This window comes from Exiguobacterium sp. FSL W8-0210 (genome assembly GCF_038006045.1).
Classification (GTDB): domain Bacteria; phylum Bacillota; class Bacilli; order Exiguobacteriales; family Exiguobacteriaceae; genus Exiguobacterium_A.
In genome coordinates, this window is the sequence record NZ_JBBOUK010000001.1 from 705,716 (window position 1) to 725,257 (window position 19,542).

Annotated in this window: 10 protein-coding genes, 16 tRNA genes and 3 rRNA genes; 27 read left to right on the forward strand and 2 right to left on the reverse strand. The window is 48.4% G+C overall.

The genetic code is table 11. From position 1 onward, the window contains the following. Positions 1-234 precede the first annotated feature (234 nt). The 22 genes from MKY22_RS03665 to trmL all read left to right on the forward strand — a co-directional run bounded on the left by MKY22_RS03665 (position 235) and on the right by trmL (position 8,748). Positions 235-1,796: ribosomal RNA gene (locus MKY22_RS03665) — 16S ribosomal RNA — on the forward strand. Between the two features lie 167 nt (positions 1,797-1,963). Next, a 23S ribosomal RNA gene (locus MKY22_RS03670) occupies positions 1,964-4,877 on the forward strand. Positions 4,878-4,979: 102 nt separating this feature from the next. Further along, positions 4,980-5,095, forward strand: a 5S ribosomal RNA gene (gene rrf, locus MKY22_RS03675). Together the 16S, 23S and 5S rRNA genes with 16 tRNA genes alongside form the textbook arrangement of a ribosomal RNA operon. Before the next feature lie 6 nt (positions 5,096-5,101). Beyond that, positions 5,102-5,176 (forward strand) — tRNA-Asn (locus MKY22_RS03680). Between the two features lie 26 nt (positions 5,177-5,202). Beyond that, positions 5,203-5,293 (forward strand) — tRNA-Ser (locus MKY22_RS03685). A 21-nt stretch (positions 5,294-5,314) separates the two neighbouring features. After that, positions 5,315-5,389 (forward strand) — tRNA-Glu (locus tag MKY22_RS03690). A 10-nt stretch (positions 5,390-5,399) separates the two neighbouring features. After that, positions 5,400-5,473, forward strand: a tRNA-Met gene (locus MKY22_RS03695). An 8-nt stretch (positions 5,474-5,481) separates the two neighbouring features. After that, positions 5,482-5,557: transfer RNA gene (locus MKY22_RS03700), tRNA-Asp, on the forward strand. 7 nt (positions 5,558-5,564) lie between these two features. Next, positions 5,565-5,640, forward strand: a tRNA-Phe gene (locus MKY22_RS03705). A 31-nt stretch (positions 5,641-5,671) separates the two neighbouring features. Next, positions 5,672-5,755 (forward strand) — tRNA-Tyr (locus MKY22_RS03710). Positions 5,756-5,759: 4 nt separating this feature from the next. Beyond that, a tRNA-Trp gene (locus MKY22_RS03715) sits at positions 5,760-5,830 on the forward strand. A 9-nt stretch (positions 5,831-5,839) separates the two neighbouring features. After that, positions 5,840-5,912, forward strand: a tRNA-His gene (locus MKY22_RS03720). Positions 5,913-5,922: 10 nt separating this feature from the next. Further along, positions 5,923-5,994, forward strand: a tRNA-Gln gene (locus MKY22_RS03725). Between the two features lie 8 nt (positions 5,995-6,002). Then, positions 6,003-6,077: transfer RNA gene (locus MKY22_RS03730), tRNA-Gly, on the forward strand. A gap of 6 nt (positions 6,078-6,083) precedes the next feature. Next, a tRNA-Cys gene (locus MKY22_RS03735) sits at positions 6,084-6,157 on the forward strand. A 36-nt stretch (positions 6,158-6,193) separates the two neighbouring features. Then, positions 6,194-6,274, forward strand: a tRNA-Leu gene (locus MKY22_RS03740). A 4-nt stretch (positions 6,275-6,278) separates the two neighbouring features. Beyond that, a tRNA-Gly gene (locus MKY22_RS03745) sits at positions 6,279-6,349 on the forward strand. A gap of 38 nt (positions 6,350-6,387) precedes the next feature. Next, positions 6,388-6,458, forward strand: a tRNA-Gly gene (locus MKY22_RS03750). A 38-nt stretch (positions 6,459-6,496) separates the two neighbouring features. Next, positions 6,497-6,567 (forward strand) — tRNA-Gly (locus tag MKY22_RS03755). 89 nt (positions 6,568-6,656) lie between these two features. Continuing rightward, entirely contained in the window at positions 6,657-7,817 is a 1,161-nt protein-coding gene (gene queG, locus MKY22_RS03760) for a tRNA epoxyqueuosine(34) reductase QueG (protein WP_214860879.1), read from the forward strand. Further along, positions 7,792-8,271 (forward strand): methylated-DNA--[protein]-cysteine S-methyltransferase, encoded by a 480-nt coding sequence (locus MKY22_RS03765; protein WP_290779604.1) that lies wholly within the window; start codon positions 7,792-7,794, stop codon positions 8,269-8,271. Before queG ends, MKY22_RS03765 begins: the two co-directional genes overlap by 26 nt. A gap of 3 nt (positions 8,272-8,274) precedes the next feature. Continuing rightward, entirely contained in the window at positions 8,275-8,748 is a 474-nt protein-coding gene (gene trmL, locus MKY22_RS03770) for a tRNA (uridine(34)/cytosine(34)/5-carboxymethylaminomethyluridine(34)-2'-O)-methyltransferase TrmL (protein ID WP_023467320.1), read from the forward strand. A 97-nt stretch (positions 8,749-8,845) separates the two neighbouring features. Here the strand turns inward: trmL and MKY22_RS03775 are convergent, their stop codons facing one another. Then, on the reverse strand, positions 8,846-10,429 hold the full coding sequence (locus MKY22_RS03775) for an IS1182 family transposase (RefSeq protein ID WP_341086759.1): 1,584 nt from the start codon (positions 10,427-10,429) through the stop codon (positions 8,846-8,848). A gap of 366 nt (positions 10,430-10,795) precedes the next feature. On the opposite strand from MKY22_RS03775, the gene MKY22_RS03780 reads away from it, so the two are divergent. Further along, the gene (locus MKY22_RS03780) at positions 10,796-11,362 is read left to right on the forward strand and encodes a DUF5366 family protein (RefSeq protein ID WP_029340917.1); all 567 of its coding nucleotides are present in this window, start codon (positions 10,796-10,798) and stop codon (positions 11,360-11,362) included. A 1-nt stretch (position 11,363) separates the two neighbouring features. Here MKY22_RS03780 and MKY22_RS03785 read toward each other — a convergent pair whose 3' ends face one another. Next, the gene (locus MKY22_RS03785) at positions 11,364-13,139 is read right to left on the reverse strand and encodes a transglycosylase domain-containing protein (protein WP_290779607.1); all 1,776 of its coding nucleotides are present in this window, start codon (positions 13,137-13,139) and stop codon (positions 11,364-11,366) included. A gap of 204 nt (positions 13,140-13,343) precedes the next feature. On the opposite strand from MKY22_RS03785, the gene MKY22_RS03790 reads away from it, so the two are divergent. The 4 genes from MKY22_RS03790 to MKY22_RS03805 are packed head-to-tail and all read left to right on the forward strand — an operon-like array spanning position 13,344 to position 19,536. Further along, entirely contained in the window at positions 13,344-14,504 is a 1,161-nt protein-coding gene (locus MKY22_RS03790) for a glucose-1-phosphate adenylyltransferase (protein WP_290779610.1), read from the forward strand. 13 nt (positions 14,505-14,517) lie between these two features. After that, positions 14,518-15,618, forward strand: a complete 1,101-nt coding sequence (gene glgD / locus MKY22_RS03795; protein ID WP_195865556.1) for a glucose-1-phosphate adenylyltransferase subunit GlgD — start codon at positions 14,518-14,520, stop codon at positions 15,616-15,618. 14 nt (positions 15,619-15,632) lie between these two features. Continuing rightward, positions 15,633-17,084 carry a glycogen synthase GlgA gene (gene glgA, locus MKY22_RS03800; protein ID WP_223041402.1) on the forward strand — a complete coding sequence of 484 codons (1,452 nt, stop codon included), beginning with the start codon at positions 15,633-15,635 and terminating at the stop codon, positions 17,082-17,084. Between the two features lie 28 nt (positions 17,085-17,112). Next, positions 17,113-19,536: a glycogen/starch/alpha-glucan phosphorylase gene (locus MKY22_RS03805; protein WP_341086767.1), complete on the forward strand. Its 2,424-nt coding sequence runs from the start codon at positions 17,113-17,115 to the stop codon at positions 19,534-19,536. The last annotated feature ends 6 nt before the right edge of the window (positions 19,537-19,542 follow it).

Below are 19,542 nucleotides of genomic sequence, written 5' to 3' on the forward strand. Positions count from 1 at the left end.
ATACATGTCGACAGGGCAACACGCACTGGACGGTGACGAGAAAGAAAAAAGATTTCAAAAAGGGATTGACGCTTAAGTTATTCCGTGATATCTTATTAAAGTCGCTGAAAACGACACGACGAACTTTGAAAATTGAACGATGAGGCAAAAATCGTATTCTACGGAATACAAAAACGAATGAAGCGCAAGCTTCGTCAATCGTGACTTCGGTCACACAACGAGCAAGTCAAACACTTCATGGAGAGTTTGATCCTGGCTCAGGACGAACGCTGGCGGCGTGCCTAATACATGCAAGTCGAGCGCAGGAAACTGACGGAACTCTTCGGAGGGAAGGCAGTGGAATGAGCGGCGGACGGGTGAGTAACACGTAAGGAACCTGCCTCAAGGATTGGGATAACTCCGAGAAATCGGAGCTAATACCGGATAGTTCATCGGACCGCATGGTCCGCTGATGAAAGGCGCTTCGGCGTCACCTTGAGATGGCCTTGCGGTGCATTAGCTAGTTGGTGGGGTAACGGCCCACCAAGGCGACGATGCATAGCCGACCTGAGAGGGTGATCGGCCACACTGGGACTGAGACACGGCCCAGACTCCTACGGGAGGCAGCAGTAGGGAATCTTCCACAATGGACGAAAGTCTGATGGAGCAACGCCGCGTGAGTGATGAAGGTTTTCGGATCGTAAAACTCTGTTGTAAGGGAAGAACACGTACGAGAGGGAATGCTCGTACCTTGACGGTACCTTACGAGAAAGCCACGGCTAACTACGTGCCAGCAGCCGCGGTAATACGTAGGTGGCAAGCGTTGTCCGGAATTATTGGGCGTAAAGCGCGCGCAGGCGGCCTTTTAAGTCTGATGTGAAAGCCCCCGGCTCAACCGGGGAGGGCCATTGGAAACTGGAAGGCTTGAGTACAGAAGAGAAGAGTGGAATTCCACGTGTAGCGGTGAAATGCGTAGAGATGTGGAGGAACACCAGTGGCGAAGGCGACTCTTTGGTCTGTAACTGACGCTGAGGCGCGAAAGCGTGGGGAGCAAACAGGATTAGATACCCTGGTAGTCCACGCCGTAAACGATGAGTGCTAGGTGTTGGGGGGTTTCCGCCCCTCAGTGCTGAAGCTAACGCATTAAGCACTCCGCCTGGGGAGTACGGCCGCAAGGCTGAAACTCAAAGGAATTGACGGGGACCCGCACAAGCGGTGGAGCATGTGGTTTAATTCGAAGCAACGCGAAGAACCTTACCAACTCTTGACATCCCATTGACCGCTTGAGAGATCAAGTTTTCCCTTCGGGGACAATGGTGACAGGTGGTGCATGGTTGTCGTCAGCTCGTGTCGTGAGATGTTGGGTTAAGTCCCGCAACGAGCGCAACCCCTATCCTTAGTTGCCAGCATTCAGTTGGGCACTCTAGGGAGACTGCCGGTGACAAACCGGAGGAAGGTGGGGATGACGTCAAATCATCATGCCCCTTATGAGTTGGGCTACACACGTGCTACAATGGACGGTACAAAGGGCAGCGAGACCGCGAGGTGGAGCCAATCCCATAAAGCCGTTCCCAGTTCGGATTGCAGGCTGCAACTCGCCTGCATGAAGTCGGAATCGCTAGTAATCGCAGGTCAGCATACTGCGGTGAATACGTTCCCGGGTCTTGTACACACCGCCCGTCACACCACGAGAGTTTGCAACACCCGAAGCCGGTGAGGTAACCGTAAGGAGCCAGCCGTCGAAGGTGGGGTAGATGATTGGGGTGAAGTCGTAACAAGGTAGCCGTATCGGAAGGTGCGGCTGGATCACCTCCTTTCTAAGGAAAACGTCCCTTACGGGACATGCCCATCGTTCAGTTTTGAGAGCTCGTCTCTCAGTCTCGTAAGAGACACTCGCACCTTGAAAACTGAAGACATCAACAAGACATCAAACTTTTAATTAACCATGTCATTTAAGACGTGTGTTCTTAGAATACCAACGCTAGATCAAGGTATGAAGGGCGTACGGTGGATGCCTTGGCACTAGGAGCCGATGAAGGACGCGACGAACAGCGATATGCTTCGGGGAGCAGTAAGTATGCTTTGATCCGAAGATTTCCGAATGGGGGAACCCACCATCCGTAATGGGATGGGACATGTTACGTGAATACATAGCGTAGCGTGAGGCAGACCCGGGGAACTGAAACATCTAAGTACCCGGAGGAAGAGAAAGCAAATGCGATTCCCTGAGTAGCGGCGAGCGAAACGGGAACAGCCCAAACCGGAGAGCATGCTCTTCGGGGTTGTAGGACACTCTATACGGAGTCAAAAAGGAAGACAGTAGGTGAAGGACCTGGAAAGGTCGGCCGAAGAAGGTGACAGCCCTGTAGCTGAAACTGTTTTCCCTCCAGAGTGGATCCTGAGTACGGCGGGACACGTGAAACCCCGTCGGAATCCGGGAGGACCATCTCCCAAGGCTAAATACTCCCTAGTGACCGATAGTGAACCAGTACCGTGAGGGAAAGGTGAAAAGCACCCCGGAAGGGGAGTGAAATAGATCCTGAAACCGTATGCCTACAAGTAGTCAGAGCCCGTTAACGGGTGATGGCGTGCCTTTTGTAGAATGAACCGGCGAGTTACGATAACGCGCGAGGTTAAGCCGATGAGGCGGAGCCGTAGCGAAAGCGAGTCTGAACAGGGCGTTCAGTGCGTTGTCGTAGACCCGAAACCAGGTGATCTACCCATGTCCAGGATGAAGGTCAGGTAACACTGACTGGAGGTCCGAACCCACGCACGTTGAAAAGTGCGGGGATGAGGTGTGGGTAGCGGTGAAATGCCAATCGAACCTGGAGATAGCTGGTTCTCCCCGAAATAGCTTTAGGGCTAGCCTCGAGGTTGAGAGTTCTGGAGGTAGAGCACTGATTGGACTAGGGGCCCCCACAGGGTTACCGAATTCAGTTAAACTCCGAATGCCAGCAACTTATACTCGGGAGTCAGACTGCGAGTGATAAGATCCGTAGTCAAGAGGGAAACAGCCCAGACCGCCAGCTAAGGTCCCAAAGTGTATGTTAAGTGGAAAAGGATGTGGCGCTGCCTAGACAGCTAGGATGTTGGCTTAGAAGCAGCCACCATTCAAAGAGTGCGTAATAGCTCACTAGTCGAGTGGCGCCGCGCCGAAAATGTAACGGGGCTAAACATACCACCGAAGCTGCGGATTCCGTAAGGAATGGTAGGGGAGCGTTCCAAACCGCTGTGAAGCTGTACCGGAAGGAGCAGTGGAGCGTTTGGAAGTGAGAATGCCGGTGTGAGTAGCGAAAAGAGGGGTGAGAATCCCCTCCGTCGAAAGCCCAAGGTTTCCTGAGGAAGGCTCGTCCGCTCAGGGTTAGTCTGGACCTAAGCCGAGGCCGAAAGGCGTAGGCGATGGATAACAGGTTGATATTCCTGTACCGCCGATCCACCGTTTGAACAATGGGGGGACGCAGGAGGATAGTGACGCATGCGGATGGAAGTGCATGTGCAAGTTTCAAGACCGTCTGATTGGCAAATCCGTCAGGCACCAAAGTCAAGGAACGACGCGGAGTCCCGTAGGGACGTAGGTCACGATTTCACACTGCCAAGAAAAGCCTCTAGTGAGGGGGAAGGCGCCAGTACCGTAAACCGACACAGGTAGGCGAGATGAGAATTCTAAGACGCGCGGGATAACTCTCGTTAAGGAACTCGGCAAAATGGTCCCGTAACTTCGGGAGAAGGGACGCTCTACATGAGTAGAGCCGCAGTGAATAGGCCCAAACGACTGTTTAGCAAAAACACAGGTCTCTGCTAAATCGCAAGATGACGTATAGGGGCTGACGCCTGCCCGGTGCTGGAAGGTTAAGGGGATGGGTTAGCGCAAGCGAAGCTTTGAACCGAAGCCCCAGTAAACGGCGGCCGTAACTATAACGGTCCTAAGGTAGCGAAATTCCTTGTCGGGTAAGTTCCGACCCGCACGAAAGGCGTAACGATTTGGGCACTGTCTCAACGAGAGACCCGGTGAAATCATAGTACCTGTGAAGATGCAGGTTACCCGCGACAGGACGGAAAGACCCCATGGAGCTTTACTACAGCCTGATATTGAGGCTTTGTGCATGATGTACAGGATAGGCGGGAGACGTCGAGCCCGGAGCGCCAGCTTCGGAGGAGTCACCCTTGGGATACCGCCCTTCATGCATAGAGTCTCTAACTCGCAGCCGTGATCCGGCTGGAGGACCGTGTCAGGCGGGTAGTTTGACTGGGGCGGTCGCCTCCTAAACAGTAACGGAGGCGCCCAAAGGTTCCCTCAGAATGGTTGGAAATCATTCGTAGAGCGCAAAGGCAGAAGGGAGCTTGACTGCGAGACCTACAAGTCGAGCAGGGACGAAAGTCGGGCTTAGTGATCCGGTGGTTCCGCATGGAAGGGCCATCGCTCAACGGATAAAAGCTACCCTGGGGATAACAGGCTGATCTCCCCCAAGAGTCCACATCGACGGGGAGGTTTGGCACCTCGATGTCGGCTCATCGCATCCTGGGGCTGGAGTAGGTCCCAAGGGTTGGGCTGTTCGCCCATTAAAGCGGTACGCGAGCTGGGTTCAGAACGTCGTGAGACAGTTCGGTCCCTATCCGTCGTGGGCGCAGGAAATTTGAGGAGAGCTGTCCTTAGTACGAGAGGACCGGGATGGACGCACCGCTGGTGTACCAGTTGTTCCGCCAGGAGCATCGCTGGGTAGCTACGTGCGGACGGGATAAATGCTGAAAGCATCTAAGCATGAAGCCCCCTCCAAGATGAGATTTCCCTTTGAGTAATCAAGAAAGACCCCTCAGAGACGATGAGGTAGATAGGTCACGGGTGGAAGCATGGCGACATGTGGAGCTGAGTGATACTAATCGGTCGAGGCCTTGTTCTAGCAGATGCATTGTTGATGACTTCAGTTTTGAAGGCGCGAGCCTTTCAAAAAAACGAAAAAAAGTCTTGACGTTATGCGAACATAATGTTAAGATAATAAATGTCTGGTGGCGATAGCCAAGTGGTCACACCCGTTCCCATGCCGAACACGGAAGTTAAGCACTTGAACGCCGAAAGTAGTTGGGGGCTTCCCCCTGTGAGGATAGGACGCTGCCAGGCGATCGTTCCGCAATAGCTCAGCGGTAGAGCAACCGGCTGTTAACCGGTAGGTCGTAGGTTCAAATCCTACTTGCGGAGCCATTTATTACTTCTTCACCACGTACAATGGAGAGCTGTCCGAGTGGCCGAAGGAGCACGATTGGAAATCGTGTAGGCGTCAAAAGCGTCTCAAGGGTTCGAATCCCTTGCTCTCCGCCATCATCACTTTCAATTCATAATGGCCCGTTGGTCAAGCGGTTAAGACACCGCCCTTTCACGGCGGTAACACGGGTTCGAATCCCGTACGGGTCACCATTTATAGCGTCGCGGGGTGGAGCAGTCTGGTAGCTCGTTGGGCTCATAACCCAAAGGTCGTCGGTTCAAATCCGGCCCCCGCAATTACATACGGTCCTGTGGTGTAGCGGTTAACATGCCTGCCTGTCACGCAGGAGATCGCGGGTTCGAATCCCGTCAGGACCGCCATTGTTAAGGCTTTGTAGCTCAGTTGGTAGAGCAAAGGACTGAAAATCCTTGTGTCGGCGGTTCGATTCCGTCCAAAGCCACCATCTTTATTAACAACATGATTTTCCCATTTGTGGGGGGGTAGCGAAGTGGCTAAACGCGGCGGACTGTAAATCCGCTCCCTCGGGTTCGGCGGTTCGAATCCGCCCCCCCCCACCACCATAGGGGCATAGTTTAGCGGTAGAACTACGGTCTCCAAAACCGTCAGCGCGGGTTCGATTCCTGCTGCCCCTGTTTACCATGGCGATTGTGGCGAAGTGGTTAACGCACCGGATTGTGATTCCGGCATTCGTGGGTTCAATTCCCATCAGTCGCCCTCTTATTATTGGGCTGTAGCCAAGTGGTAAGGCACTGGATTTTGATTCCAGCACGCGAAGGTTCGATCCCTTCCAGCCCAGCTTTTCAAGCGGAAGTAGTTCAGTGGTAGAATACGACCTTGCCAAGGTCGGGGTCGCGGGTTCGAATCCCGTCTTCCGCTCCAATGAGTGGCGCCATAGCCAAGTGGTAAGGCAGAGGACTGCAACTCCTTTATCGTCAGTTCGATTCTGACTGGCGCCTCCAACTATTTCTCAATTAAATAGTTTTGCAAGAGATTGTGCCGGTGTGGCGGAACTGGTAGACGCGCACGACTCAAAATCGTGTTCCTTTGGAGTGTCGGTTCGATTCCGACCACCGGTATCTTGCGGGTGTAGTTTAATGGTAAAACCTCAGCCTTCCAAGCTGATGACGAGGGTTCGATTCCCTTCACCCGCTTTATACTTTTTACACAATCTGATGTTTCACCTGATCATGCGGGTGTAGTTTAATGGTAAAACCTCAGCCTTCCAAGCTGATGACGAGGGTTCGATTCCCTTCACCCGCTTTATACTTTTTACACAATCTGATGTTTCACCTGATCATGCGGGTGTAGTTTAATGGTAAAACCTCAGCCTTCCAAGCTGATGACGAGGGTTCGATTCCCTTCACCCGCTTACCAAAAAAGAGCAATGTGTCGTTTTCGCTGACACCTTGCTCTTTTTGTTTAGGAACGGGATTTTAACGAGGAAAGGAGTAGATCGTGATGGATGGTATGCAATTGAAATTGGCTTTACAAGAGTACGCAGCAGAAATTGGGATCGATGAATTGAAGGTGACGACGGCTGATCCATTTCTTGTCTTAAAACGTCGCCTGCAAGCGCAACAAGAAAAAGGATTCGCTTCTGGTTTTGAAGAGCCCGATCTCGACCTTCGAACGACACCGTCTCTACTCGTTGAAGATGCCGCTTCGATCATTGCCATTGCGGTCGCGTATCCAAGTACTCTCAAAAATGCACCTCGTGGCAAGGAAGGGGAGCGACGGGGAATCTTTTGTCGATCGTCCTGGGGACTGGATTATCACCAGGCGTTGCGACAACGCTTGACGTTACTTGAAGAAAAAATTCAAGAATTGAGTCCAGGTGCAAGGACACGCTCGATGGTCGATACAGGAGAACTCGTCGATCGTGCAGTAGCAGAACGAGCAGGTATCGGATTCAGTGGGAAAAACTGCTCGATCATCAGTGAGGAGCACGGATCCTATCTCTATCTTGGTGAACTGATTACAGATATCGTCCTACCGCCGGATCAGCCAGTCGAAGAATTGTGTGGGACATGCAATAAGTGCATCGACGCTTGTCCGACGGATGCGCTTGTTGAACCTGGCGTCATCGACGCTAAACGGTGCATCTCGTTTTTGACGCAGACGAAAACGTTACTACCAGAACCATTCCGAATGGCGCTTGGGAACCGTCTATACGGTTGTGATACGTGTCAGCAAGTATGTCCGTATAACCGGAAGAAGAATGCGACACATCATGCTGAACTGCAGCCGGATCCAGAACAAGTCAAACCGCTCTTAGTTCCACTCTTATCCATGAGTAATCGTGAGTTCAAGAGCCGGTTCGGTACGTTATCTGGCGCATGGCGTGGAAAGAAGCCGATTCAGCGTAATGCGATTTGTGCGCTCGTCCATTATCGAGACAAGAGTGCGATTGATGCGCTACGATTGATGATAGAAACGGATGCCCGGGAAGACATGCGGGCACTGGCACTCTGGGCAGTTGGTCGAATTGGTGGAATTGAAGAAAAGTCATATATCGAATCACGTCTTTTAGCCGATATTGCAGTGGATGTGCAAACCGAAGGACAACGGTTACTTGAGGAGTGGGGGGAAGCAGATGCCATTTCAACAGCTCACTTATGAGTTTGGTACATTGCTCGTCGCATGGGAAAAAGAGCACATCGTGTATCTCGATTTTGGATTGAATGAAGAGCGTGCTCGAACCCATTTGCAAGAAGAAACCGGCGACGGTGAATTACCGAAAGCTTGGCGCATGGCGTTTGATCGTTACGCAGTCGGCGATCGACAAGCGCTTGATGAACTTCCTTGTCAGTTGCGTGTCACGCCTTTTGCAGAGCAAGTATTGCACGCTTTACGAACCGTTCCGTTTGGTCAGACGATCAGTTACGGTGAACTGGCTCGAATGATTGGGAAACCAAAGGCAGCACGAGCCGTTGGTGGTGCCTTGAACCGGAATCCAATCGCGTTAATTTATCCGTGTCACCGTGTCATCGGGGCGACTGGTAAACTGACGGGTTTTGCAAGTGGGATTGCCCATAAAGAAGCGCTTTTAGCGCATGAGATAGGAGAGAATTAAACCATGGCTATTCATGTCGTTATGTATCAACCGGAGATTCCTCAAAATACAGGAAATATTTCACGCACATGTGCAGCGACGCATTCCGTCCTTCACTTGATCCGACCGCTCGGCTTCTCGACGGACGATAAGCAACTTAAACGTGCGGGTCTCGATTACTGGGAATTCGTCGATGTCCGTTATCATGATTCGTTAGAAGAACTGTGGGAGAAGCATCCGGAAGGTATTTTCTACTATATTACGAAATATGGAGAACAGTACCCGAGCCAGATCGACTTATCGGACGTCGAACAGGATTATTTCTTCGTCTTTGGTCGGGAAACAAAAGGATTGCCGCTTGAAGTCATCGATGCGAACGCAGAGCGTTGTATCCGTCTACCCCAATCGAATCTCGTTCGTTCACTGAACGTCTCGAACACGGCAGCGATCATTGTCTATGAAGCATTACGTCAGCAAGGATACGCAGGTCTTCTATAAAGCAAAAGAGGCTGGGACATAACTAGCTGAATTTAACGAGAAGAAGGAATTGCCATCACTCAGGATGTGCAATTCCTTCTTTTTTCATTGTCTCGCGTCAAGTTGCCCTTCGGGCAACGCTTTGGATGAGCCATTTTCTTAAATTTACGGCCATGAGGATGAAGCCGAGCTCACGCTTCACCTTCGCTTTTCCTCTCACAGAAAAGCGAGTGAAACTCAAATTAGCCTTCAGATATCCAAAAACTGGTTCCACGTCTATCTTCCGTTTCGCATAGAGGGATCCTGTTTTTTGATCTGAAAGCCATTTTTTCATCTGTTCTTTTTGTTCTTCCCATGAAGTGTTTATGTGTACCTGTCGGTGACGACCCTCTTTGGCCTTGGTACAACGGGAGCGAAACGGGCAGCCATCACACCCTTCGCTTTCATACACCTTGAAATCACGCGTGAATCCGTACCGATCTGTTCTCTTGGACATGTAACGGAATGTTACGTCCTGTCCATTAGGGCACACAAAACGATCCGACCTTTCATCATAAGACCAGTTTACTGTGTTAAATGGATCATTGCGCCATTTTCGAGACTTTTCTTTTTCGAACATCGTATAAGGGATGAGTGGAATGCGCCCTCGGCGCATCAGAATATCCTGATAATTCTCCTGACTCCCATAGCCGGCATCCGCAACGATATGCGGTGGTAGTGGTAAATATGAGCTGATCTCATCTAAAAAGGGGAGTAACGTCCGGGCATCCGTCGGATTCGGATAAATATCATAAGCGAGTGTGTACTGTCCTTCGGTCGCGATTTGAACGTTATAGCCTGGCTTGAGTTGTCCATTTTGCATATGATCTTCCTTCATTCGCATGAACGTCGCGTCTGTGTCTGTTTTCGAATAGCTGTTCCGTCCAGCGAGCGTCCTCTTTTGGAGGGCGTATCTCTGTTTCCGCTCGATGAAATCTGTAATCTCCTTTCGAAGGAGACGTGGTTCCTTCCGTTCAGAACGTAGACGTTTTCTTTCTTGAGTATCCGAACTCGCCTCGATTTTTTGGTTGATGGAAGCGATATGTGCGTCTAAAGCTTCACCCATGTGTTCGAGTTCTGAGAGAGTGAGCTCGTCCGGGCTTTCTCGTTCAATTTCCGGTAGGATGTCTTGTTCGACGAGGTTGTCATAGATACGATTCGATTTGTCCACGAGAGACGAACTATGACGTTCGATCGATTTCCGCCAAACAAAGGTGTATCGGTTCGCATTCGCCTCTAGCTTTGTACCATCGATAAAGATGGCTTCTTCATTGATTTCTCCCATCTCGACGAGATGGCAACGGAAGGTAACGAAGGCTTGCTTCAAGATTGGAGTGACTGCGGGATGCACTCGAAAACGGTTGATGGTACGATAGCTCGGCGCATTCCCTTGCGCTAGCCACATCATCCGCAGACTATCGGATAGTAATCCCTCAATCTTCCGACCGGAGAAGACCGACTGTGTGTAGGCACATAAAATAATTTTCATCATCATCCGCGGGTGATAAGCAGGGCATCCCGTCGTCCGCATGAAAGGATCGAAAACATCATCCGGAATGGATTCGACGAGATGATGGACAGCGAACGCGATATCATTTTCTTGAAGACGAACTTCTAAATCTAAGGGCAGAACCAGCTGGTTCATGTTATAATCTTTAAACATAAGGGCACCTCCGATGGTTATGGTTTAGTCACTTTAACTTTATCAGAGGTTGTCCTTATTTGTTTATTCAGAACCGGTTTTTCATCATAGAACAAGGCCCTCGAAACGACTACACGTTTCGAGGGCCTTTCGTTTGTGAAACTGAGTTATGTCCCAGCCTCTTTATGAATTATTCGTTACCTTCAGGTTTTTTGTTGTAGCCTGCAGTGAAGATTGCTGTCAAAAACGCAAGACTTACGCCGACCATTAAGATAAATGCCATTTTTGTTTCCCCCTTCAGTCTCTTGAACCGATATAATCTATTATAGTATACCTGTAAGTGAAATTGTGTGCTACATATGAATTTTCTATGAATGGAGACTCTACATGCGTACGAACGTTTACCTATTAAGTTATGCTCCGCTGATCAGCATCTTGTTATTTAGTACGTCCCTTGCGATTGCAACGACGGAACTCGCATTACATTGGCTCGATCAAGTTGGTGTGTACGATGAATTGTTACAACTCTTGACGGCACGCGATACGAAGCTTGTCGTTTGGCTCGGCTTTTTGATTGTCTACTTCATGATCTTCAGTTCATTGAAATTATTATCGGATACGATCAATCAGCTCGGTTTCGCCTTTTTCATCAAGGAACAAGAGGGAACGACACTCGGCATGTTACGTCCGGGAAGTATTCTGCTACTTATCGGAGGTTGTGTCAGCTTCGCCTTCATGACGTCCTTCTTGCATGTCGGAATCGTCTTGCTTGTGTCTTTTTTCATCTACTTCATCTTTTACACGGTACAAATCAGTAAAATGACGAGTGCAGCAGGAGCCGTCGGTTTGATTATCTTTTCTTTCTTAGCCTGGGGTGTTCTGCTTGCTGGTCTATCCTGGGTCGGTCTGACTTTATTCAATTCGTTCGGGGAAGCGATTTTATTTCCGAGTTGACTTAAGGACTTAAAATCTTCGCCCACGTCTGGACCTGTAACGTTGCATTTGCCTCAACAGGGAAGGGACGCGGGCGATCTGCCCCTAGCCATATTCCTCCGATATGTTGATTTTTAATACCGACGAACCACATATCTTTGTTATCGTTCGTTGTTCCTGTTTTTCCTCCGATATAGCGCGCAGAGGAATCATATCCTTTGCGTCCCGTTCCATACGTCATGACATTCTTTAAACCAGCCCGTAATTCCCGGTTCGTCTGACTGGACCAAATCCGTTGTTCCTTTTCTTGTGGTCGTTCGACCGTTCCATTCTTAAGCGTAATACTTTTGATCATTGATGCCGGTCGATAGATCCCGTCATTAACGAATACGGAATAAGCGTTCGTCAGCTCATACGGACTGATCCCGTATTGCAACCCACCTAGAGCACTCGTAAAAGCATCATCCTCTCGCGTCCATTGGCTGAACTGGAACGGACGGATGGACTTCAGTCCTTCCCGGAAAGAGACAGCAAATGCGCGAATGGCTGGTGTGTTATAGGAATAGGCAATCGCATCGGCAATCGTTACTTGTCCGAGAATTCGATTTCCGCTATTTGACGGACAGTATCCATCGATACAGACGGGACTACCGTCTAACGTGCTCGACAAGCGGGCTTTCGTCTTCTCAAGGTAAGGACCGTAGACAAGTAACGGTTTGATGGCTGAACCAGGTTGTCGGTACGACTGCACTGCTCGGTTGAACTGACCTGTCAAATTCGATTTGTAGCCGACAAGAGCCGTGACTCCGTGTGTTTGTCCGTCGATGCCAACATAAGCCCCCTCAATCGGGTTGGGTAGATTGCGAAGAGCTTCCTTAGCCCGTCGTTGTTCTGCTGAGTCGAGATATGTCGAGATGACCGCCCCTTGTTGATGTAGATATTCTGCAGCACGCTTCTCACTCCAACCTTTTTTTTGAGCGGTCATCCGAACAGCAGCTTGAACGGTGGCATCGATATAGTCCGGATAAGGGACACTCGGTTTATAGGATCGAGGCGACACACGAGAAATAGTAAAATCTTTCGTCAGTACACGATCGCGTATTAACGCTTGAACGATTCGTTGCTGACGTTTTTTTGTGTTTTCAGGAAAGCGCAGCGGGTCATAAAGAGAAGGATTGTTCGGAATTGCTGTCAGAAAACTGATTTCAGACCAACTCAACTCGCGTGCCGGCTTATTGAAATAGGATTTCGCGGCAAGTTCGATGCCATAAATATTATTCGCAAAATAGGCTTGATTGACATACGCTGTCATCAGTTCTTTCTTCGAATATTTTTGCTCCAAAGACACAGCAATTAACAACTCTTTTATTTTTCTAGTATATGTTTTTTCGTTTGATAGATACGTCATTCTTGCTAGTTGTTGTGTGATCGTACTGCCACCTTGAGATTTAGAATCAGACTGATTTTTTGTAAACGCGCGTAAGATTCCTGTGATGTCATATCCGTCATGTTGATAGAAACGCTGATCTTCGATGGCAACAAACGCTTGCTCGACTTTTTTCGGCAATGTTCGAGGAGTTAGATCATCCCGTCGCAATCCGTCATAGAGCTCGACCCGTTTGTTTTCATAGGTTACGGTAATTGGTTGATAGGAGGTCAGTGGATGTCGCGTCGTCTGTTCATCGGCCCAGAAAAAAAGTGTACGTGCTGTTTTTAACTCATCTTTTATTGAAAATAAGGAAAATAGAAGCATCGTCGCAAGACCAAGTAAGACAAGATATCCTGTAGTAATTCGCATGAGAACTCCTTTCAAAAAGCCATTTCATTCCTATTATCGGTCTTTTATGGAGAAATCAGTAGATTTTTTTCGAATTTTGTATTTTAATAAACCTATTTTGCAGGAATGTTATATTAAAAAGAGAAAAGATTGGGTATATAGAAGTATCTGTGGATTTTACAACGCGAATTGTCTGAAAAAAAGAGCATAAATGGAGGGGACGAAATGGCTAAAAAGAATGTCGTTGCGATGTTACTTGCAGGCGGAGAAGGGAAACGTCTGGGAGCTTTAACGAAACATACTGCAAAACCAGCTGTTGCATTTGGAGGAAAGTACCGGATCATTGATTTCCCGCTATCGAACTGTACGAACTCAGGAATCGATACAGTTGGTGTATTGACGCAATATGAACCACTTGAATTAAACCGCTATCTCGGAATCGGGAGTGCATGGGATTTAGATCGACGTAACGGTGGTTTGACGATTCTACCTCCTTACCAGGCGCAAAACGGAAAGAACTGGTACGAAGGAACAGCAAATGCCATTTATCGAAACATGAGTTACATCAACCAATTTGAACCTGACTATGTACTTGTCTTATCAGGCGATCATATTTATAAAATGGATTATGAACAGATGATTGAAGAGCATCGTCTTGGTGGAGCGGACGTGACGATCTCCGTTCGTGAAGTGCCATGGGAAGAAGCACCACGGTTCGGAATTCTCAACACGGATGATGATCTACGGATTAATGAATTCGAAGAAAAGCCACAGAATCCAAAATCGAATCTTGCATCGATGGGAATCTACGTCTTTAACTGGGATGTATTGAAGCGTCATTTAATTCAAGATGCTGGCGATGCGGAATCAAGCTTTGACTTCGGTAAGAACATCATTCCGAACATGCTCTTTGAAAACCTTAATATTCGTGCATATAAATTTAAAGGATACTGGAAGGATGTCGGAACGATTCAATCGCTCTGGGAAGCGAATATGGACTTGTTGACGGCAGAACCAGAGTTTGATTTATATGATCCTTCTTGGAAAGTCTATTCGGTCAACCCGAATCAGCAACCACAATATATCGGGAATGCTGCGACAGTCGAGACATCGATCATCAATGAAGGATGCCATATCGAAGGCGAAATCAATCATTCGGTTCTCTTCCATGGTGTCGACGTAGCAGAAGGATCACTCGTCAAAGACTCAGTCATTTTCCCGAATGTCAAAATCGGACGAGACGTCACGATTCATCGGGCGATCTTAGCAGACGGTGTGATCGTAGAAGATGGTGCAACGATCGGCTCTCCAGACGGAGAAGTTTTCGTCATCGAAGCAGACAGCATCGTCAAGAAGAACGAAGTCATCAAAGAAGCGATTCAATAAGGGGGATATTCGGATGAAGGTCGATTTATTAGGTGTCATCAATTTAAGCGGAGAAGAAGGCTTTTTCAAGGAATTGACGGAACATCGTAACTTAGCGGCAGTTCCATTTGCAGGACGTTATCGGTTGATCGATTTTACATTAACGAACATGGTACAAAACGATATCGCAAACATCGGGATTTTTACGCTCGAGAAATATCGTGGAATGATGGACCATCTTGGATCGGGTAAAGAGTGGGATCTTGACCGTTCAAACGGTGGACTCTACATCTTCCCGCCTGCATTGTCACAAGATGCGAACGAGTTCCGTGGAGACTTATCGAACTTCCACCTCCACCGTGACTTCTTCCTTCGCAGTAAGGAAAACTATGTCGTCGTTTCTGGTTCAAACATTTTATCTGCGGTAGATTATCGCGATGTGTTACGCGAACATAAAGAATCGAATGCGGACATCACGGTCGTCTATACGAAGCGTGAGCTGCCTTGTAAATACTGCCGTCCGATCCGTTTTGGCGAACAGAATCGCGTGACTGCAATCGGATCACGAGGGTTCCAACCGACGGATGAGACGTTCTATATGGAAACGGTCGTTCTATCGAAGAATCTCTTTGTTCGTTTAATCGATGAAGCAATCGCACGTGGTGAGTACGATTTACTTCAAAGCATCATTCGTTCGCAGCTCAATCGCTTGCACGTTCACGGGTATGAGTACCGTGGTACATCACAAGTCATTCATTCGCTTCGTTCGTATTACCGTGAAAGCATGCTGTTACTTGAACAGTGGGGAGCAATCAACGACTTCCAACACGTTTATACGAAAATCAAGCATGAACCGCCGACGCGTTACTTACCGGGTTCTGCCATTAAGAACTCACTCGTCGCAAACGGCTGTAAGTTAGAAGGCACGACGACGGACAGCATCTTGTTCCGTGGTGTCAAAGTCGGAAAACACGCTCGCATCAAGAACTCGATCATCATGCAAAAATCAGTCATTGAAGAAGGCGCGGTCGTCGAGTACGCGATTCTCGATAAAGAAGTCACTGTCAAACGCGGTCAAGTCATCCGCGGAACGGCAGAAGAACCAATCGTCATCAAAAAACAAACAATCGTTTAAAGGAGATGTCATTCATGAAGGTATGGTTTGCTGCCACGGAAGCGACACCCTTCATCAAGACAGGGGGGCTAGCTGACGTCGTCGGCTCGCTCCCCTTAGCGCTTGCTGAGGAAGGGGCAGACGTTTCAGTCGTCTTACCCAATTATGGTCAAATCAAGGAACAATACAAATCAGAGATGGAGTTCTTGTTCGACTTCATCGTGCCAGTCGGTTGGCGCCAGCAATTTGGCGCCGTCCTTCGTTTGAAACAAGATGGTGTGACGTTCTATTTCATCGATAATGAGTACTACTTCAAACGGGATGGCGTCATTTATGGACATTACGATGATGCGGAACGGTTTGCGTATTTCTCACGTGCTGTCCTTGAGATGATTCAACATTTGGATCGAAAGGAAGTACCGGACGTCATCCATTGTCACGATTGGCAAACAGGTGTGATTCCAGCGTTCTTACGCATCCATTATCAACACCTCGAGCGCTATCAAGACATTAAAACGGTCTTTACGATTCACAATCTACAATACCAAGGTGTCTTCCCAGAGGAAGTGCTTGGTGACTTACTTGGCTTGAGTCATGAACATTTCACAGCGGATGGGATCGCTCATAACGGACTCGTCAATTACATGAAGGCAGGACTCGTCCACTCCAATCAAATCACGACAGTCAGCCCATCGTACCGTGATGAGATCATGGATCCTTATTACGGTGAGACGCTTGAGCCAGTCTTACAACATCGTGCTGTTGACGTGCGTGGCATCTTGAACGGGATCGACTATCGTCAATTTGATCCTGCGCATGATACGCATCTCGTTGAGACGTATTCCGTTGATACCGTCACGGAAGGAAAAGCAAAAAACAAGGCGGCTTTACAAGAGGAACTAGGTCTCCCAATCAATCCGGACGTACCATTGTTCGGTTTCGTATCTCGTCTTGTCGACCAAAAGGGAATCGATTTACTCGCGCATATCTTACCAGACTTGTTCGAACTCGATGCGCAGTTCATCATTCTCGGATCGGGTGAAGCGGAATATGAAGGATTGTTCCATCATGCGACATCGATTCGTCCAGACAAAATCGCTTCTTATATCGGATTTGACGTTGGTCTCGCACAACGAATCTACGCGGGCAGTGATGCCTTCTTGATGCCATCGCGTTTTGAACCGTGTGGTCTCAGTCAGTTGATTTCGATGAAGTATGGCTGTTTACCGGTCGTTCGGGAAACAGGTGGGCTCCGTGATACGGTCAAACCGTTCAATCAGTTCACATTAGAAGGAAATGGATTCTCGTTCGCGAATTATAATGCACATGAGTTTTTAGAAGCGATTAAACGTACGATTGAGGTGTATCATGATCGACCAGTCTTTGATCATTTGATTGAGACAGCGATGAATGAGGACTTCAGTTGGTTGCGTTCAGCCGACGAATACTTGGCGTTATATCGTTTGATTGCACCGTCCGCCACTTGATCGTATCACTGGGAAAAGGGGTTACGTCATGTTCAAAGATAAAGAGAAGTTCAAGGAGAGGTTTACGGAACGATTCGTTTCGATGCATGGCAAGGCAATAACGGAAGCAACAGAAAACGATATTTATCAGACACTTGCCTATCTGGTACGCGAGACGGTCACGACCGATTGGTTACGGACGAAGGAAACATATATCCATAAAAAAAGTAAGCAAGTCTATTACTTCTCACTCGAGTTTTTACTCGGACGTTTCCTGCATAACAATCTATTGAGTCTTGATGTCTTAAAGGATGTCGAGCGGGGACTTGAAGAACTCGGATATCAGCTCAGTGATTTGACGGAAGAAGAGCCGGAACCTGGACTTGGGAACGGGGGTCTCGGACGTCTCGCGGCGTGTTTCCTTGATTCCCTTGCTGCGCTCGGTCTTCCTGGACACGGGAACGGAATCCGGTATCAGTATGGTCTCTTCAAGCAAAAAATCATCGATGGTTATCAAGTCGAATTACCGGATAACTGGCTGAAGAACGGGAACATGTGGGAAATCAGACGTTCCGATAAAGCGGTCGATGTTCCATTCGGTGGACATGTTTGGCTTGAAGAAGTCGGTGATGGGTATCGCGTCCATCATGAACCGGCTGAAATCGTTCGTGCTGTTCCGTACGACATGCCGATCGTCGGTTATCAAAACAAGGTCGTCAATAACTTGCGACTCTGGAGTGCTGAGTCTCCACTTGATGATGATGAATTACTTAGCCAATACCGTGGGAACTATAAAGATTTACTGGCACATAAACAATCGATTCAGACGATTTCCGAGTTCTTGTATCCGGATGATACGACCTATGAAGGAAAAGAGTTGCGTCTGAAGCAACAATACTTCTTCGTTTCTGCTGGATTACGGAGTATCTTGACGTCCTTTAAAAAACGAAATCATTCACTGAAGCAACTCGGAAATCATATCGCCATCCATATTAATGATACGCATCCGGTCGTCGCGATTCCGGAGTTAATGCGGATCCTTATCGATGAAGAAGGATTTGGATGGGAAGAAGCATGGCGGATCACGAAGAGTGTCATGTCGTTTACGAACCACACGTTACTGTCAGAAGCACTCGAGCGCTGGCCGATCGATTTGTTCCGTCGCTTGTTACCGCGCATCTACCTCATCATCGAGGAAATCAACCGACGCTTCTGTAAGGATGTGCTTGCGAACTATCCACACATGGAAGCGCATATGCGAGATATCGCCATCATCGCGGATGACCGGATCAACATGGCGAATCTGGCTGTTGTCGGCACGCATTCGACGAATGGTGTCGCTCAGATTCATACTGAGATTCTGAAGCAGCGTGAGATGCGCCTATTTTATGAGATGTTTCCGCTTCGCTTTAATAATAAGACGAACGGAATTACACATCGTCGCTGGTTCCTCTCATCAAACCCAGCACTGGCAAATCGTGTGACGGAAGCAATCGGGGATAGTTGGATTCAGCATCCGTCTGATTTGCAAAAGTTGACGAAATGGGCAGAGGATTCAGCATTACAGAAGGACATCGCCGAGATCAAACTTCAGCGCAAAGAAGAATTAGCGTTGCTCATTGAAAAAGAAACCGGTATCGTCGTGGACCCAACCTCGATTTTTGATGTTCAAGTCAAGCGATTGCATGCGTACAAACGTCAACTCTTGAATGCATTACACATTCATTCGCTCTACTATCGTCTGAAGGAGGACCGTTCCTTCACGATGACACCGAGGACATTCATCTTTGGTGCAAAGGCGGCGCCAGGCTATCATTATGCAAAAGAAGTCATTCGTTATATCAATGCGTTAGCTCGCTTGATCAATCAGGATCCAGACGTCAGTCCATACTTGAAAGTCGTCTTCCTAGAAAACTATCGTGTATCGCTTGCTGAGAAGATTTTCCCGGCAAGTGACGTCAGTGAACAGATTTCGACTGCAAGTTATGAAGCCTCTGGAACCGGCAACATGAAATTCATGATGAATGGCGCCTTGACGATCGGAACGCTCGACGGAGCGAACATCGAAATTCGAGACGAGGTCGGGGATGCGAACATCTTCATCTTCGGCTTAACACCACAAGAAGTCATGAATTATAAACAATACGGCGGTTACAGTGCATACGATCAATACAGTGCCCAACCCGAGCTACGACGGATCATCGGCAGTCTCGTCGATGGAACATTATTTGCTCCAGGTGAATTCCAAGCGATTTACGATTCATTATTGACGTATAATGATGAGTATCTGATCCTGAAAGACTTCATGTCGTATCAACAAGCGCAAGAACGAATCGATCGGATGTATCAGCAACCAGAAGAATGGTATAAACGCGTCATTCTTAATATTGCACGGTCAGGTGTGTTCTCAAGTGACCGAACGATTAAAGAGTATGCGAATGCGATCTGGAACATCAAACCGATTCAACTCTGAACAAAA